The sequence below is a fragment of the Acidovorax sp. M2(2025) genome, assembly GCF_049330835.1.
Classification (GTDB): Bacteria; Pseudomonadota; Gammaproteobacteria; order Burkholderiales; family Burkholderiaceae_C; genus Acidovorax.
Genome location: NZ_CP186262.1, coordinates 3039409 through 3055824, shown reverse-complemented (window position 1 = coordinate 3055824; position 16416 = coordinate 3039409). Strand labels below are relative to the sequence as shown.

The 16416-nt window shown below is 69.6% G+C and carries 10 protein-coding genes; 6 read left to right on the top strand and 4 right to left on the bottom strand.

The window, feature by feature from the left end; genetic code table 11:
• Positions 1-141 precede the first annotated feature (141 nt).
• Positions 142-2037, bottom strand: coding sequence for a serine hydrolase domain-containing protein (locus ACOYR3_RS14175; RefSeq protein ID WP_422843007.1), 1896 nt, complete (start codon positions 2035-2037; stop codon positions 142-144).
• A gap of 261 nt (positions 2038-2298) precedes the next feature.
• Here ACOYR3_RS14175 and hrpA point away from each other — a divergent pair, with 261 nt between their 5' ends.
• A complete protein-coding gene (gene hrpA / locus ACOYR3_RS14170; protein WP_422843006.1) occupies positions 2299-6378 on the top strand; it encodes an ATP-dependent RNA helicase HrpA in 4080 nt (1359 codons plus the stop codon).
• A gap of 51 nt (positions 6379-6429) precedes the next feature.
• Here hrpA and ACOYR3_RS14165 read toward each other — a convergent pair whose 3' ends face one another.
• On the bottom strand, positions 6430-6786 hold the full coding sequence (locus ACOYR3_RS14165; RefSeq protein ID WP_422843005.1) for a hypothetical protein: 357 nt from the start codon (positions 6784-6786) through the stop codon (positions 6430-6432).
• Between the two features lie 207 nt (positions 6787-6993).
• Here ACOYR3_RS14165 and ACOYR3_RS14160 point away from each other — a divergent pair, with 207 nt between their 5' ends.
• Positions 6994-8679, top strand: a complete 1686-nt coding sequence (locus ACOYR3_RS14160) for a long-chain fatty acid--CoA ligase (protein WP_422843004.1) — start codon at positions 6994-6996, stop codon at positions 8677-8679.
• 120 nt (positions 8680-8799) lie between these two features.
• Here ACOYR3_RS14160 and ACOYR3_RS14155 read toward each other — a convergent pair whose 3' ends face one another.
• Positions 8800-9174: a PilZ domain-containing protein gene (locus tag ACOYR3_RS14155; protein ID WP_422843003.1), complete on the bottom strand. Its 375-nt coding sequence runs from the start codon at positions 9172-9174 to the stop codon at positions 8800-8802.
• Between the two features lie 128 nt (positions 9175-9302).
• Between ACOYR3_RS14155 and ACOYR3_RS14150 the strand changes: the two genes are divergently transcribed.
• The 4 genes from ACOYR3_RS14150 to ACOYR3_RS14135 all read left to right on the top strand — a co-directional run bounded on the left by ACOYR3_RS14150 (position 9303) and on the right by ACOYR3_RS14135 (position 14601).
• Positions 9303-12263 carry an EAL domain-containing protein gene (locus tag ACOYR3_RS14150; protein WP_422843002.1) on the top strand — a complete coding sequence of 987 codons (2961 nt, stop codon included), beginning with the start codon at positions 9303-9305 and terminating at the stop codon, positions 12261-12263.
• A gap of 243 nt (positions 12264-12506) precedes the next feature.
• The gene (locus ACOYR3_RS14145; protein ID WP_422843001.1) at positions 12507-13025 is read left to right on the top strand and encodes a hypothetical protein; all 519 of its coding nucleotides are present in this window, start codon (positions 12507-12509) and stop codon (positions 13023-13025) included.
• An 86-nt stretch (positions 13026-13111) separates the two neighbouring features.
• Entirely contained in the window at positions 13112-13873 is a 762-nt protein-coding gene (locus tag ACOYR3_RS14140; protein ID WP_422843000.1) for a 2OG-Fe dioxygenase family protein, read from the top strand.
• A 290-nt stretch (positions 13874-14163) separates the two neighbouring features.
• On the top strand, positions 14164-14601 hold the full coding sequence (locus tag ACOYR3_RS14135) for a universal stress protein (protein ID WP_291487029.1): 438 nt from the start codon (positions 14164-14166) through the stop codon (positions 14599-14601).
• A 666-nt stretch (positions 14602-15267) separates the two neighbouring features.
• Here the strand turns inward: ACOYR3_RS14135 and ACOYR3_RS14130 are convergent.
• A complete protein-coding gene (locus ACOYR3_RS14130; protein ID WP_422842999.1) occupies positions 15268-16260 on the bottom strand; it encodes a tripartite tricarboxylate transporter substrate binding protein in 993 nt (330 codons plus the stop codon).
• Between the last annotated feature and the right edge of the window lie 156 nt (positions 16261-16416).

Sequence of the window (16416 nt, the reverse complement as noted above, 5' to 3'; positions counted from 1 at the left end):
GGGAGCAGAAAAGCAGAGGCGCGATTGTGGCCAGGCCCGCTGCAGGTGGCAAGCGCTGGGGCCGTTGCAGCGATGCAGCTGTCGCGCCAAAGAAACAGCACCAAACAAACAGCGGCAGGGCAGCCGGTCCGCGGCTGGCGGTCAGTCCTTGCGCGCGTACACCCAGCCGCCCGCGTGCAGCCACTCCTGCTTGTCGCGCGTGGTGGCGACCAGCTCCACCAGATCGCGGCCGGCGTCCAGGGGGACCTGCACCGCCATGCCCGCGCGGTCGGCCGACAGCGGCAGCAGGAACTGGCTGTCGTCCCAGAACAGGTAGCCGGGCAGGTCGGGCAGCTCCTTCAGCGCGGAGGTGCCCATGTCCAGCGCCATCGGGATGGACTGTGGCCCCTCGCTCACCACCTGCCAGGTGCTGGGCAGCCGCGCCGTCCAGGCCGGCGGCAGGGGGCCGGGCGCGGGCGGCATTTGCTGGCCGGCCGGCGTGGTCACGAGGTAATGCCCCGCAGTCGCGCGCTCGCGCATGAGCAGGTAGCGGCGGCCGTCCGCCTGCTCCCAGCGGTACTGCGTGGCGGGGTTGGCATCGGACCACCACCAGCCGTCCGTGCGCAGGCGCAGGCTTTGGCACCGGTCCACCCAGGCGCCGCGCTGGGCGCTCCACGCGCACAGGTCGATCTGCTGGCCGTCCGGCGAGGTGGCCTTGAGCGGCGCGCGCGAGCTGCCGTAGACCCCCAGCAGCGCACCCACGGCGGCCGAAGAGACGGTTGCATGGGGCGGCGGCGCCAACGGCAGGGGCGGTGGCAGGGTGCGCAACTGCCCGCTCTCCTGCAGGGCGCGCAGCAGAATGCCTTCGGCCACGGGGCCGGGCTTGAAGCCGGGGGAGCTGCCCGTGAGCAGCAGCGCCAGGCCCGCCTGCGGCAGCACGTAGAAGTCGCTGGAATAGAACATCGTGCCGCCGCTCTTTTGCCAGGCCTCCACACCGGCGGCCTCCAGGCCGGGGTGGCGCGTGGTGTCCCATCCCAGGCCCCAGTGCCAGTCGGCGGGCAGGTTGACGCGCACGCCCTGGTTCTGGGCGCTGGCCATCTCGCGCACCCCGGCCTTGGACACGATGCGCTGGCCGTCCAGCTCGCCGCCGCGCAGCAGCAGGGCGGCGAGTTTCATCATGTCGCCGGGGGTGGTGCAGAGCCCGCCGGTGGCGTAGCCCATCATGAATTCCTGGCCCTGCGGCACATCGCGGATGTGGCCGGGCGCAAAGCTGCCGGGCGGCAGGGGCGCCAGCGTGTAGCCCGAGCGTGCCATGCCCAGCGGGTTGAGCAGGGCCGACTGCACAAAGGCCGGGTAGCTCTGCCCGGTGACGGCCTGCACCACGCGTTCCACCAGCGTGAAGCCGTCGTTGCAGTACACCGCCATGGCTCCGGGCGCGTGCTTGAGGTGGATGTCGGCCAGGGCCGCCTCCAGTTCGGCGGCGTAGCCCTGCAGGGGCGTGAAGGTGAAGACGTTGTGCAGGTACGTCCCGGGCAGGCCGGACGCGTGGCTCAGCAGGTGCCGCACGGTGATGTCGCGGTAGCCTGGCGAGAGCATGCTGAACCCGGGCAGGTAGCGCACCACGGGCGCATCCAGCGCCACCAGCTGCCGGTCCACCAGCACCATCACGGCCAGCGCCGCGATGACCTTGCTGACGGAGCCCACGTTGAAGCGTGTCTCGGTGGTGGCGGGCGTGCCGGAGGCCTCGTCCAGCACGCCGAAGGCCTCTTGCCAGACCAGGCGATCGCCTTGCAGCAGCGCCACGGAGGCGGCCCGGGTCTTGGGCTGGTTGGGGCCGGCCTGCATGGCCTGGCGTATGGCGTTGCGCCCCCAGGCCATGGTGGCCGTGAACAGGGGCGCTGGGCTGCTGCCGCTGCCGCCGCAGCCCGGCAGCAGGGGCGCCAGGCTGGCGGCGCCGGCCCAGGCGAGCCAGTCGCGGCGCGAGGCCGGCGCCCCGGAAGGCAGCGCGGCGGCGAGAGGGGAGCAATTCGGTGCGGAGGGCTGGGGGCGCGTTCGCATTCTTGTGGGTTCCAGGGGCCGTGGCCGCTGGGGCGCGGCGCACGGATTACATACTGAAATCCAGGGGATCCCAACAAATTGTTCGGTCACGCCGCCTGCCAAGGCCGCCTGCCGGGTCAGGGACCGGAACACGGCGGGGCCATGGCGCAGGCCGCGGGCGCGCGGTGTGCGGGCTTGCGCAGCACCTGTGGTGCCGCGCATGGGGCCACTGTGCCCGGTGTTGCACGCGGCCAACGAACCGCTCGGATAATGCGGCCCTTCATGACCGATTCCGCGCCTTCCTTGCCCCCGTCTCTTTCGCCCGCCACCCGCCAGGCCGCCCCGCTGCGCATCACCTTCCCCGATTCGCTGCCCGTGTCGGGCAAGCGCGAGGAGATCATGGCGGCCATCGACAAGCACCAGGTCGTCATCGTGTGCGGCGAAACCGGCTCGGGCAAGACCACGCAGCTGCCCAAGATTGCGCTGGCTCTGGGGCGCGGAAAGTGCAATTCAAAACCGGGTCAGAAGGGCCAGCTGATTGGCCACACGCAGCCGCGGCGCATTGCCGCCAGCAGCGTGGCCAAGCGCATTGCCGAAGAGCTGCAGACGCCGCTGGGCGATGTGGTGGGCTACAAGGTGCGGTTCCAGGACCGCTTGAGCCGCGATGCCTCCGTCAAGCTGATGACGGACGGCATCCTGCTGGCCGAGACGCAGACCGACCCGCTGCTCAAGGCCTACGACACGCTCATCATCGACGAGGCGCACGAGCGCAGCCTGAACATCGACTTCCTGCTGGGCTACCTGCGGCAGATCCTGCCGCGCCGGCCGGATTTGAAGATCATCGTGACGTCGGCCACCATCGACGCCGACCGGTTTGCCAAGCATTTCGAGTCTGCCAAGGGCCCGGCGCCGGTCATCATGGTCTCGGGCCGCACCTTTCCGGTGGAGCAGCGCTACCGCCCGTTTGAAGACAGCCGCGACTACGGCCTGAACGAGGCCATTGCCGACGGGGTGGACGAGCTGTGGGCCGGCAACGCGGGTGGCGACATCCTGGTCTTCCTGCCCGGCGAGCGCGAGATCCGCGAGGCCGCCGACCACCTGCGCAAACACCTGTCGCACCAGCCGGTGATGCGCAATGCCGAGGTGCTGCCGCTGTTTGCGCGCCTCAGTCAGGCCGAGCAGGACCGCATCTTCGACGGTCACACGGGCCGCCGCATCGTGCTGGCCACCAACGTGGCCGAGACCTCGCTCACGGTGCCGGGCGTCCGTTACGTCATCGACGCAGGCACGGCGCGCGTCAAGCGCTATTCTTTCCGTAGCAAGGTGGAGCAGCTGCTGGTGGAACCCGTCAGCCAGGCCGCCGCCAACCAGCGCGCGGGCCGCTGCGGCCGCGTGGCCAACGGGATTTGCATTCGCCTGTATGACGAGGCTGACTTCAACAGCCGCCCGCGCTTTACCGACCCGGAAATCCTGCGCAGCTCGCTGGCCGGCGTCATCCTGCGCATGAAGTCGCTGCACCTGGGCGATGTGGCGCAGTTCCCGTTCATCGAGGCGCCCTCGGGCCGCGCCATTGCCGACGGCTACCAGCTGCTCTCCGAACTGGGTGCGGTGGACGACGCGAACGAGCTGACGCCCATGGGCGTGGAGCTGTCGCGCCTGCCGCTGGACCCGCGGGTGGGCCGCATGATTCTGGAGGCCCGCGAGCGCCGTGCGCTGGACGAGGTGCTGGTCATTGCCAGCGCCCTCAGCGTGCAGGACGTGCGCGACCGGCCGCTGGAGGCGCAGCAGCAGGCCGACCAGGCGCACGCCAAGTTCGACGACGACAAGAGCGAGTTCAGCGGGTACCTGAAGCTGTGGAAGTGGATCAACGAGGCCCGGGGCGGGGCGCCCAGCCTGCCCTCGGCCCGTGCGCAAAAAGCGATGGCGCTCAAGAAGGCGCCTTCGCAGGCCATCCTGCCCGTGGGGCAGCGGGCCGCCGCGCCGGTGTCTGCTCCTGCCCCGGCGCCGGAAGCCGCGCCCACGCACAAGCTCAGCAACCGCCAGTACGAGGCGCTGCTGCGGCAGAACTTCATCAGCATCCGCCGCCTGCGCGAGTGGCGCGACATCCACACCCAGCTGCTCACGGTGGTGACGGAGCATGGATGGCGCGTCAACACCCAGCCGGCCAGCTACGAGCAGATTCACCTCTCGATGCTGGCGGGCCTGCTGGGCAACGTGGGCTGCAAGAGCGACGAGGACGACTGGTACCTGGGCGCGCGCGGCATCAAGTTCTACAAGCACCCCGGCGCGCACCTGAACAAGAAGCCCGGCCGCTGGATCGTGGCGGCTGAATTGGTGGAGACCACGCGCCTGTTCGGCCGGGGCATCGCCGCCATCGAGCCGCAGTGGATCGAGCAGATTGGCGGCCACCTGCTCAAGAAGCAGATGCTGGACCCGCACTGGGAGAAGAAGGCCGCCCAGGTCACCGCGCTGGAGCGCGCCACGCTGTACGGCATCGTCATCTACAACAACCGCCGCGTGGACTTTGGCAAGGTGGACCCGCACGGTGCGCGCGACATCTTCCTGCGCGAGGCGCTGGTGCAGGGCGAGTGGGAGACCCGCCTGCCGTTTCTGGCCGCCAACCAGAAGCTGATCGCCAAGGTGGAAGAGCTGGAGCACAAGTCCCGCCGCCAGGACGTGCTGGTGGACGACGAGCTGATCTACGCCTTCTACGACCAGCAGGTGCCGCAGGACGTGTGCAGCGGCGCGAGCTTCGAGCGCTGGTACAAGGACGCAAGCCGCGCCAACCCCGAGCTGCTCAAGCTCACCCGCGACGAGCTGATGCGCCACGAGGCCGCGGGCATCACCACCAGCGCCTTCCCCAAGACCGTGCGCCTGGGCGGCGTGGACTGCAGCGCCAGCTACCTGCACGAGCCCGGCGATGCGCGCGACGGCATCACCGTGACGGTGCCGCTCTTCGTGCTCAACCAGGTGAGCGAGGAGCGCTGCGAATGGCTGGTGCCCGGCATGCTCAAGGACAAGATCCAGGCCCTGCTCAAGAGCCTGCCGCAGCGTCCGCGCAGCCGCTTTGTGCCGCTGCCCGAATCGGCCACGCGGCTGGCCGAGCTGTTCGCCGCGCCCGAACGGTTTGGCACCGGCAGCCTCACGGACACGCTGCTCAAGCAGGTGCGCGACGAGACCTCGCTGGATGTGAAGCGGGCGGACTTCAAGCTCGACATGCTCAGCCCCCACCTGTTCATGAACTTCCGCGTGGTGGATGAGCACGGCCGCCAGCTCGGCCAGGGCCGCAACCTGGGCGCGCTCAAGGCCGAGTGGGGCGCCAAGGCGCGCGGGGCCTTCCAGGCGCTGGCGGGGCTCAAGCTGGGCGGGCAGGGCGGTGGTTTGGAGTCAAAATCGGCTCCGGAGCCCGACAGTAAAGCGCAGGCAGCTATTAAAACAGTAGCAAAATCGACGCCCGCACCCGCGCCATCGCCCACGGTGCCCGCGGGCCAGCGCTACACCACCTGGACCTTTGGCGAGCTGCCCGAGCTCATGGAGATCAAGAAGGGCGGGCAGACGCTGGTGGGCTTTCCGGCGCTGATCGACGGCGGCGATGCCGTCACCATCGAAGTGTTCGACGAGCCCGAGGTGGCCGCCGCCAAGCACCGCGCCGGCCTGCGCCGCCTGTTTGCGCTGCAGATCAGGGACGCGCTCAAGTACCTGGAAAAGAACATCCCCGACCTGCAGAAGATGGCGGTGGCGTTCATGCAAGTCGGGCGGTCGCCTGACGGGACAGGCGGTGGTACACAGGAAGAGCTGCGCAACCAGATCATCGACGTGGCGCTGGACCGCGCCTTCCTGCTCGACCCGCTGCCCACCGACGAAGCCGGCTTCAAGCGCCGCGTGGAAGAGGGCCGGGGCCGCCTCACGCTGATCGCCAACGAGGTCGCGCGCCTGGCCGGCACCATCCTCATCGAATACGCCGCCGCCGCCCGCAAGCTCAAGGACACCAAGAACGCGCCCGACGCCACGGCCGACGTGCAGCAGCAGCTGCAGCGCCTGGTGCCCAAGCAGTTCATCGCCCAGGCCCCGTGGGCGCAGCTGGCGCACTTTCCGCGCTACCTCAAGGCCATCACCTTGCGCCTGGACAAATACCGCGCCGACCCCGCCCGCGACGCCGCCAAGCTGGCCGAGCTGCGCCCGCAAGAGCAGCGCTACTGGCGCCTGGTGGCCGAGCGCAAAGGCGCCGTGGATGCGCGCATGCAGGAGCTGCGCTGGCTGCTGGAGGAGCTGCGCGTGAGCTTCTTCGCGCAAGAGCTGCGCACCCCCCAGCCGGTGAGCGTGAAGCGGCTGGACAAGCTGTGGGCGCAGGTCAATAGCTGAGGCTGTTGACCCGCCAACCGGGCAGCAAGGCCGCGGGAAGGCTCCGTGCGCTCAGTGGGAGCGCCAGAGCCTGATCGTCACGTACAAGGCATAGCCCAGCGCGAGCGCGAGCCACACCACGAAAAACAGGTTGGCCCAGTACGGGCCCGAGTGCTCTGCCAGCGTGTAGACCTGGCCCGCGCAGGCCTTGCCGACACACGGAATCTCCCCCAGGGCCAGCGCGCGCAGCGCCACGAACGAGAAGTAGCACGCAGTCACGCCGGTCACGACGAACCCGATGGGGCCCACGGGCGGCTGCGTGAATCCGCCGTTCTCATCCCGGCCTCCCCCGCGCAGCAGCTTCTGGCCATGCCGGTACCAGAAGTAGCCGACAAGGAGCATGAGCGCGTAGTACAGGACAGCAAGCATGGTGGGGTCGGGCCAGGTGGATGGGCGGCCGCGATGCAACGATGGTAACCGCGGCGCCCCGCGGCGCAGCGCCACCAACCGCCGTCCGGTGCGGCCCAGCGGCTCGCGCCCCGCGGCGTCACCTGTGCGACGATGCATCGGGGCATCCCCCTTGCTAGCGGTCGGCGGGGCCTCTAGGCTGTCAGCCCAAAGGAGACCGTTTGCCCCATGCGCCCGCATTACAAGTTCTGGCCCCGCCGCCTGCCCAAGTCCATCACGCTGCCTTCCACCTCGCTGTGGGACAACCTGGCCATCAGCGCCCGCCGCTACCCTGACAAGGCGGCGCTCGTGTTCTTTGGGCGCACGCTCAGCTACCGGCAGCTCATGGAAGGCGCGGAGCGCCTGGCCGCGCACCTGGCCCGCCTGGGCGTGCAGCGCGGCGACCGCGTGGTGCTGTGCATGCAGAACTGCCCGCAGCTGGTGATGGCGCACTTTGCCATCCTGCGCGCCAACGCCGTGGTGGTGCCGGTGAACCCCATGAACCGGGCAGAGGAGCTCAAGCACTACATCACCGACCCCGACACCAAGGTGGCCGTGACCACCGGCGACCTGGCCCCCGAGCTGGCCAAGGCCAGCAATGCGCTGCCGGCGGCCGAGCGGCTGGCACACCTGGTGGTCACGCAGTTCACCGATGCATTCGACCCAGCTATCGAGGGCGCCGACGCTCCCCCCGAGGCCTGGCGCGACTGGCTGGGCACGCGCCATGCGCTGCCCGCGCTGGATGGCGGGCAGGTGCACCACTGGACGGATGCGCTGGCCTGCCCCGACGCGCCGCCGGCGCTGCTCGTGGGGCCGACCGACCTGGCGCTGCTGCCCTACACCAGCGGCACCACCGGCCTGCCCAAGGGCTGCATGCACCTGCACAAGAGCCTGCTGCACAACGCGGCTGCCGGCGCCCTGTGGGGCACGGCCTCGGTGGACACCGTCGCACTGGCCGTGGTGCCCATGTTCCACATCACCGGCATGGTGAGCGTGATGCACACCTCCATCTACGCGGGTGCCACGCTGGTCATCATGCCCCGCTGGGACCGCGACCTGGCGGGGCGTCTCATCTCCCGCTGGCAGGTCACCAGCTGGACCAACATCCCCACCATGGTCATCGATCTGCTGGGCAGCCCCCACTTTGCGAGCTACGACCTCTCCAGCCTGGTCTACATCGGGGGCGGCGGGGCGGCCATGCCGCAGGCCGTGGCGCAGCGGCTGCTGGACCAGTACGGCCTGCGCTACGCCGAGGGCTACGGCCTGACCGAGACGGCGGCGCCTTCACATTCCAACCCGCCGGACCACCCCAAGCAGCAGTGCCTGGGCATCCCGTTCATGAGCACCGATGCCCGCGTGGTGGACCCGGAGACGCTGCAGGAAGTGCCGGTGGGCGAGCAGGGCGAAATCATCATCCACGGCCCCGAGGTGTTCGAGGGCTACTGGAAGCGGCCAGACGCCACGGAAGCCGCTTTCGTCGAGTTTGAGGGCAAGCGCTTCTTCCGCTCCGGCGACCTGGGGCGCATGGACGAGGACGGGTACTTCTTCCTGACCGACCGGCTCAAGCGCATGATCAACGCCAGCGGCTTCAAGGTGTGGCCGGCCGAGGTGGAGGCGCTCATGTTCCGCCACCCGGCCATCCAGGAGGCCTGCATCATCTCCGCCAAGGACAGCTACCGCGGCGAGACGGTGAAGGCCGTGGTGGTGCTGCGGCCCACGCACCAGGACACCACCGAGCAGCAGATCATCGACTGGTGCCGCGAGAACATGGCGGTGTACAAGGTGCCCCGCATCGTGCAGTTCGTGAACGCCCTGCCCAAGAGCGGCAGCGGCAAGGTGATGTGGCGCACGCTGCAGGAGCAAGAGGCGCCCTAGGCCCTCAACGAGGCCTCCACCCCGCCCCGTGCTTGCGGCGTGCCCTGGCCCCAGGGCAATGCCGGCGCGCCGCCGGGGGCGGGGGGCGGCTGAAAGTGGCGCGGCGTGGCGGGGAGCCGCTCAGTGGGCCGGCGCGGCCACCATCAGTTCGGCCAGGTCGCGCTCCAGCAGGGCGGGGTCGCCCAGCTGCAATTCGATCAGCCGGCGCAGGTGGGTCACGCTGTCCAGGTCGATGCTGCGGCACTGCAGGCCCGTGTGCAGGCCTTCCACATGGGCCACTTCCGCGGACATGGCGATGTGGTTGCCGTTCTCGGCCAGGGGCACGGTGAGCTGGCACAGCATGCCCGCCTTCAGCTGGGCCGTGGCGGGCGCCATGAGCAGGGCGCCCTTGAGCGACAGGTCCAGCACCTGCACGCTGTAGGCCGCCGTCGCGGTGGTCAGCAGGGCCGGCGCTTCAAACCCAACCCGTACGTAATGGCGGCGCTCGTGCGGCATGGCGGTCTCCTGATCAGCGGTGCGTGGCGGTGCTGCACATGCTACCCCAAGCAGTGCATGGGGACTTCGTGGCTGGGCGGTTTTGCAACATTTCGTTAACATGGTCTGCATTTCAATGGGATGACCTTGTGACCTCCGTTGCGGACGTGTGGGCGCGTCCTGTCTCTTGGCCGCGGGCCGTGGCGCTGTGGGCGCTGCTATGGGCGTGTGCCTGCGCCGCGGCACTGGCCGCTCCGCGGGAGCTGCGGGTAGGGGTTTATTCCAATGAGCCCAAGGTGTTCGTGGATGCGCAGGGGCAGCCGTCGGGCCTGTTTGTGGACCTGCTGCAGCTGGTGGCCGCGCGCGAGCAGTGGCGCCTGCGCTTTGTTCCCTGCGTCTGGCAGGAATGCCTGGACGACCTGCGCGAGGGGCGGCTCGACCTGATGCCCGATGTGGCGCGCACCCCCGAGCGCGAGGCGCTGTACAGCTTTCATGCGCAGCCCGTGCTGCAGAGCTGGTCGCAGGTGTACCGGGCGCGCGGGCGGGCCATCCAGTCGATGTTCGACCTGCAGGACAAACGGGTGGCGGTGCTCAAGGGCTCCGTACAGCGCGCAACGTTCCAAAGCATGATGGAGGGCTTCGGCATCCGGGTCACGCTGGTGAACGCGGCCAGCCTGCTGGAGGCCTTTGAACTGGCGCAGGGCGGCGGTGCGGACGCGGTCATCGCCAACCACCTGTTCGGCAACTTCCATGCCGCGCAGTTCGGCCTGGTGGACTCGGGCATCGTGTTCCAGCCGGCGGCCTTGTACTTTGCCACCGGTGCCGGGCGCAACCCGGAGGTGCTGCAGGCCATCGACCGCGCCGTGCAGGCCTGGCGCAGCGGCGAGGACCCGCAGTACGCCGAGGTGCTGCGCCGCTGGGGCGGGCCCGAGCCGCGGCTGCAGATCTCTCCCGTGGTCTGGTGGGCCCTTGCGGGGCTGGCCGCCTTGGCGCTGCTGGCGGCGGGGGCGGCGCTGGTGCTGCGGCGCCAGGTGCGCGAGCGCACGCAGCACCTGCAGGCCAGCGAGCAGAAGCTGGCCGCCATCCTGGACAGTGTCGGGGCCTTCATCTACATCAAGGGGCGGGACTGCCGCTACCAGTACGCGAACCGCCACATCGCCCAGCTGTTCGGCCGGCTGCCGGCCGAGGTGGTGGGACTTGATGACTACACGTTCTTCGACGCCGAGACGGCGGCGCAGCTGCAGCGCAACGACCGCCGGGTGCTGGACCAGGGCGAGCGGCTGGAGGTGGAGGAGGTCAACACCCACCTGAGCGATGGCGTGACGCGGGCCTACCTGTCGGTCAAGATCCCGCTGCGCCTGCCCGACGGCAGCATCCATGCGCTGTGCGGCATCTCCACCGACATCACCGAACGCCGCAAGGCCGAGGAGTCGCTGCGGATCGCGGCGTCGGTGTTCGAGTCCTTCGAAGGCATGGTGGTCACCGGCCCGGACCAGCGCATTCTCAAGGCCAACCAGTCCTATGCGCGGCTCACCGGCTACAGCGTCGACGAGCTGGTGGGGCAGACCCCGCGGCTGCTGCAGTCGGGCCGCCACGATGCCGTGTTCTACGAGGCCATGCGGCAGGCCCTGGTCAGCACGGGCGCCTGGCAGGGGGAGGTGTGGAACCGGCGCAAGAACGGCGAGGTGTACCCCGCGTGGATCACCATCACGGCCGTGCGGGGCCCGCAGGGCGACATCACGCACTATGTGGGCACGCAGACCGACATCTCCCAGCGCAAGGCGGCCGAGGACGAGATCCGCCAGCTGGCCTTCTACGACGCGCTCACCGGCCTGCCCAACCGCCGCCTTATGCTCGACCGCGTGCAGCACGGCCTGGACGCCGCCGCCCATTCCCGCGCGGGCGGCGCGCTGCTGTTCGTGGACCTGGACAACTTCAAGGACCTGAACGACACGCAAGGCCACGAGATCGGCGACCAGCTGCTGCGCCAGGTGGCGGCGCGCCTGGGGGGCTGCGTGCGCAGCGGGGACACCGTGGCGCGGCTGGGGGGGGATGAATTCGTGCTGCTGCTCGAAGGGTTGAGCCCGCACCCGCACCGCGCCGCGGCCGAGGCCGAATCCGTGGGGCGGGCGGTGCTGCACGCGGTGGGGCAGGCCTATCTGCTCCAGGGGCACACGTACCACAGCTCCTGCAGCATCGGGGTGGCCTTGTACGTCGACGCGGAGGGGTCGGTGGACGAGCTGCTCAAGCGCGGCGACCTGGCCATGTACCAGGCCAAGGCGGCCGGCCGCAACACGCTGCGCTTCTTCGACCTGCGCACCCAGGCCGCCGTGACCGCCCGCACCGCCCTGGAGGCAGGCCTGCGCGAGGCCTTGCGCGACGGCCACTTCCTGCTGCATTACCAAGCGGTGATCAGCCAGTCCGACGGCGTGGTGGGCGCCGAGGCCCTGGTGCGCTGGCAACACCCGCAGCGCGGCCTGGTGCCGCCGGCCGAGTTCATCCCGGTGGCCGAGGCCTCGGGCCTCATCGTGCCGCTGGGCGAGTGGATTTTGCGCACCGCCTGCCTGCAGCTGGTGGAGTGGGCGCAGGACCCGCACACGGCGCACTGGACCCTGGCCGTGAACGTGAGCGCGCGGCAGTTCCGCCATGCGCATTTCGTGGACGAGGTCCTCGGGCTGCTGCGGCAGACCGGCGCCAACCCGCAGCGCCTGAAGCTGGAGCTGACCGAGACCCTGCTGCTCGACGACGTGGAGGACACGATCGAGCGCATGAGCCTGCTGCGGGCCGCGGGGCTGGGCTTCTCGCTGGACGACTTCGGCACGGGCTACTCGTCGCTGAGCTACCTCAAGCGCCTGCCGCTGGACCAGCTCAAGATCGACCAGAGCTTTGTGCGCGACCTGCTGACCGACCCCAACGATGCCAGCATCGCCCGCACCATCGTCAACCTGGCCCACAGCCTGGACCTGGGGGTGATTGCCGAAGGCGTGGAAACGCGCGAGCAGCGCGACCTGCTCGCCAGCCTGGGCTGCCACATGTGGCAGGGCTATCTGTTCGGCCGGCCGGGCCCGGCGCAAGGGCTGCGCGACGTGGCACGCCCTGCGGGGGAATGATCCCTTGGCAGAATTTGCTATAAAAATTGTAGCTTTCTGCGCTTTATGTGCAAGCCCTGAAGGCTGATTTTCCTTCAAATGGAAGGCGGCCCCCGGGAACCGGCTGCAGCGTTTTTCGCTATTTGTTTACATTTTTTTGGCCCGGCGCCGCCGGCAGGGCGCCCGCGTTTGTTACAACCCTGGAACCTGCTCCCGGCGGCTTGCGCACTTCGCGCGCCGCAGGGGTGGGTGCAGGAGATGACCATGACAACGAACCTCACGAAACACGCTTTTTCCCCACGCGCCCTGGGCTTTGCCGGCGCCGTGGCCGCACTGACGCTGGCGGCCGCGGGCGCGGCCCATGCGCAGGCCTACGTCAACGCCACCGTGGGGGGCGAACTGGCCCCCGGCGTGTACGGCCGCATCGACATCGGCAACGCGCCCCCGCCCCCCCTGATCTATACCGAGCCGGTCATCATCCAGCGCCCGGCCGTGGCCGTGCAGCGGGCTCCGATCTACATGTACGTGCCGCCCGGGCACGCCAAGAACTGGGGCAAGCACTGCGCCCGCTACAACGCATGCAACCAGCCGGTGTACTTTTTGCAAGACCCTCCGCCACGCCGCGGGCCGCCGGCCGCAGGGCCCGGCTACCGCGCCGACGACCAGCGCAGGGACCACAAGCACGACCGCGGTGACGACTGGGGTGACGACCGCGGGCGGGGCCATGGAAACGGCAAGGGCCACGGCAACGGGAACGGCAAGGGACACGGCCCGCGCGACTGAGGCACCGGGCCGCCGGGGTGGCGTCGGAGGCGAGGGATGCGCCGTGCGCGAGAGATTTGCTCAGCGTTGCCTTAAGCTTGCGGGCTATGGCCCAAGTCACCTTCTCTCCGCCCTTCACCACGCCGCCCGAAGTGGTCACCCAACTGCGCCAGGCCGGCTTTGCCGCGCTGGCGCCCGCTGACGTCGCCCGCTGGGTGGGCTGCGATCTCGCAGCCCTGAACGCCCTCAACAGCGACTGGACGGCCCTGCCGCCCGACGATTTCCTGCGGGACGGGGGGCGCTACCGCCGCCGCCGCCATGCGTGTTTCGTGGTGCAGGACGGGCACATCGAGCAGGCGCCGCACCGTGCCCACTGGCAGCCGGTGGAATACAACGCCCTGCACGGCGGCATGGAGCGCTGGTTTGCGCCCATGGAGCCAGCCACCGTGGCGCGCCCGGTCTGGAGGCAGCTGCTGTCGGCGCTGGCAGCCGTGTCGGACGCGGTGTTTGCGCCGGCGCAAGCCCATGAGCGCTGGTTCATGGAGGCGCACCAGTTCCGCATCGACACCACGGACGGCATCGGCCGGCCCACCCCCGAAGGCGCCCACCGCGACGGCGTTGACCTGGTGGCCGTGTTCCTGGTCGGGCGCGAAGGCGTCAAGGGCGGCGAAACGCGGGTCTTCGAAGCCACCGGCCCCAGCGGCCAGCGCTTCACGCTGACCGAGCCGTGGTCGTTGATGCTGCTCGACGATGCGCGCATGATCCACGAGTCCACCCCCATCCAGCCGCTGGCCGAGGGCGGGCACCGCGACACGCTGGTGGTGACCTGCCGGCGCGGTGGCTTCCAGGGGGACGACAGGGCAGCGTAGACGCCCGTGTCCTGAACCCAGCGGGCACGTTGCGGGGAAGGGGCGGGGCCAGCAGTGGCACGCGCACGCGGCGCATGGATGCTGCGAACCAGGTGCCCGCGCGGGCGCTTGCGAGTGCTTGCGGGTGGCGGTGCCTTGCCTTGTGGCGACCTCAGGGAGATCGTCAACAGACTCTTGCGCAAACTTGACCGGGACATTGATGCGAATCAAGATGCGGGCCAGGGCACAGGGCCACACTGGCGTCCAGGGCCACAAGCCTGTTCTCAATACTCAACGCAAGGAGAAGCACCATGTTCAAGCACATTCTGGTTCCAGTCGACGGGTCCAAGACCTCCATGCTGGCCGTGTCCAAGGCCGCTGGCCTGGCCAAGGCCTTCGGCAGCGCCGTGACGGCCGTCTACGTGGTGGATCCCTACCCCTTCACGGGCGTGGGCGCTGATTTCGCCTACGGCCAGGCGCAGTACATCAACGCCGCCACGGCCGAAGCCAATACGGCCCTGGACGCCACGCGCAAGGCCATGGCCGAGGCGGGCGTGGAAGTCACCACCGTGATGGGCGAGGGCCATGCGGTGCACGACGGCATCCTGCGCGCACTGGAGAGCACGGGCGCCGATCTGATCGTCATGGGCTCGCACGGCCGCCGCGGGCTGGAAAAGCTGGTGCTGGGCAGCGTCACGCAGCGCGTGCTGGGCGTGGTGCACGTCCCGGTGCTGGTCGTGCGCGATTGAGTGAGAGTTCTCCCCCTGAGTCGCCTTCGGCGCCTTCCCCCTCTCTCGCATTGCTGCGCAATGCGGGAGGGGGACGCCCCCAGCGCGGCGGGGCGGCCCTTGCGCGGGGGCTCTGGCCTTGGCGCAGCGCCGGGTTCCCAGGCCATGGGAAGCTAGCCTGTGCGGGGTTGGAAGAGATAAAGCAAACGGCTCCCGAGGGAGCCGTTTTTATTTTTCATTTTGGCGGATGCGGATTGGCGAATGCCGATTGCGTACCGTCGGGAACCCCTGGCCGTTGAACAGGCACGCCCCAAGGCCAGTGCACCCGTGGAACTGGCTCCGCCAGGCCACCGGGTGCGTCCCCCTTCAGGGGGAAGGCGCGAAGCGCCACAGGGGGCACTCGTGTGGACGCGGTTGCGACGCACCGTCCAGCCACAGCCAGTGCAGCAGGCACGCCCCCGCCAGTGCACCCGTGGAACTGGCTCCGCCAGGCCACAGGGTGCGTCCCCTTTCAGGGGGAAGGCGCGAAGCGCCACAGGGGGCACTCGTGTGGACGCGGTTGCGACGCACCGTCCAGCCACAGCCTGTGCAGCAGGCGCGCCCCCGCCAGTGCACCCGTGGAACTGGCTCCGCCAGGCCACCGGGTGCGTCCCCCTTCAGGGGGAAGGCGCGAAGCGCCACAGGGGGTCACTCAATTTTTGCGCCCGACGATTCCACGATGCCCTTCCACTTGGCGTAGTCGGTCTTGAGCAGGGTGCCAAACTGCGCGGCGGACATGGCTTCGGGCTCTGCGCCTTGGGCGTGGATGGCGGCCTTCATGTCGGCCGTGGCCAGCAGCTTGTTGATTTCTGCGTTGACCGTGTTCACCACGGCGGGCGGGGTGCCCGCGGGCGCGAACACGCCGTACCAGGTGCTCACGTCAAATCCCTTGAAGCCGGCCTCGGCCACCGTGGGCACCTCGGGCAGCGAGGAGCTGCGCTTGGCCGAGGTCACGGCCAGCGGGCGCAGCTTGCCCGACTTGATCTGGCCCATGGCCGAGGGCAGGGAGGACACCAGCAGGTCCACGTTGCCCGCCAGGGCATCCATCAGCGCGGGGTTGGAGCCCTTGTACGGGATGTGGCTGAGCTTGATGCCGGCGGCCTGCTCGAACAAGTGGCCCGCCAGGTGGATGGAGGTGCCGTTGCCAGGCGAGCCGTAGGTGATGGTGCCCGGCGATGCCTTGGCGGCGCTGACCACGTCGGCCAGCGTCTTGTACTTGCTGTTGCTGGCGCTGGTGGCGATGACCACGGGCGTGTAGGCCACGTGGGCAACGGCCGTCAGGTCCTTGGTCGGGTCCCAGGTCAGGTTCTTGTACAGCCAGGGGCCGATGACCAAGTTGTCCTTCTGGCCCATGACCAGGTCATAGCCCGTGGGGGCTGCCTTCACGGCCTCGCCGATGCCGATGGTGCCGCCGGCGCCGGCGCGGTTGTCGGCCACCACGGTCCACTTGGCGCTTTCGGTCAGCTTGGTGGCCACCAGGCGCGAGAGGATGTCGGTGCCGCCGCCGGGCGGGAACGGCACGATCAGGCGGATGGGTTTGCTGGGATAGGCGCCTGCGGCGGCCGGTGCGGGCGTCTGGGCCTGGGCGGCGCTGCCCAGGGCGAGGGCCAGCGCGGTGAAGGAAAACAGTGTGCGAATCATGGTGAAAGGGGTCTCCGTGGGTTCAATGGGAGCGGGGCAGGGCGCGCGTGGGAAGCCGGTGGGGCTCCCCGCGCAGGCTGCGGGCCGGTCTGCCGTTGGGCTGGCCGACTCCCGCAGCGCCCTGCGGCGCCGGCTGGTCTGTGCCAGCCGCTGGGG

Bases quoted from the DNA above. Each gene is read 5' to 3' on its own strand.
- ACOYR3_RS14160 (WP_422843004.1), top strand. From the start codon at position 6,994: ATGCGCCCGCATTACAAGTTCTGGCCCCGCCGCCTGCCCAAGTCCATC.
- ACOYR3_RS14155 (WP_422843003.1), bottom strand. From the start codon at position 9,174: ATGCCGCACGAGCGCCGCCATTACGTACGGGTTGGGTTTGAAGCGCCG.
- hrpA (WP_422843006.1), top strand. From the start codon at position 2,299: ATGACCGATTCCGCGCCTTCCTTGCCCCCGTCTCTTTCGCCCGCCACC.
- ACOYR3_RS14135 (WP_291487029.1), top strand. From the start codon at position 14,164: ATGTTCAAGCACATTCTGGTTCCAGTCGACGGGTCCAAGACCTCCATG.
- ACOYR3_RS14145 (WP_422843001.1), top strand. From the start codon at position 12,507: ATGACAACGAACCTCACGAAACACGCTTTTTCCCCACGCGCCCTGGGC.
- ACOYR3_RS14140 (WP_422843000.1), top strand. From the start codon at position 13,112: ATGGCCCAAGTCACCTTCTCTCCGCCCTTCACCACGCCGCCCGAAGTG.
- ACOYR3_RS14175 (WP_422843007.1), bottom strand. From the start codon at position 2,037: ATGCGAACGCGCCCCCAGCCCTCCGCACCGAATTGCTCCCCTCTCGCC.
- ACOYR3_RS14130 (WP_422842999.1), bottom strand. From the start codon at position 16,260: ATGATTCGCACACTGTTTTCCTTCACCGCGCTGGCCCTCGCCCTGGGC.
- ACOYR3_RS14165 (WP_422843005.1), bottom strand. From the start codon at position 6,786: ATGCTTGCTGTCCTGTACTACGCGCTCATGCTCCTTGTCGGCTACTTC.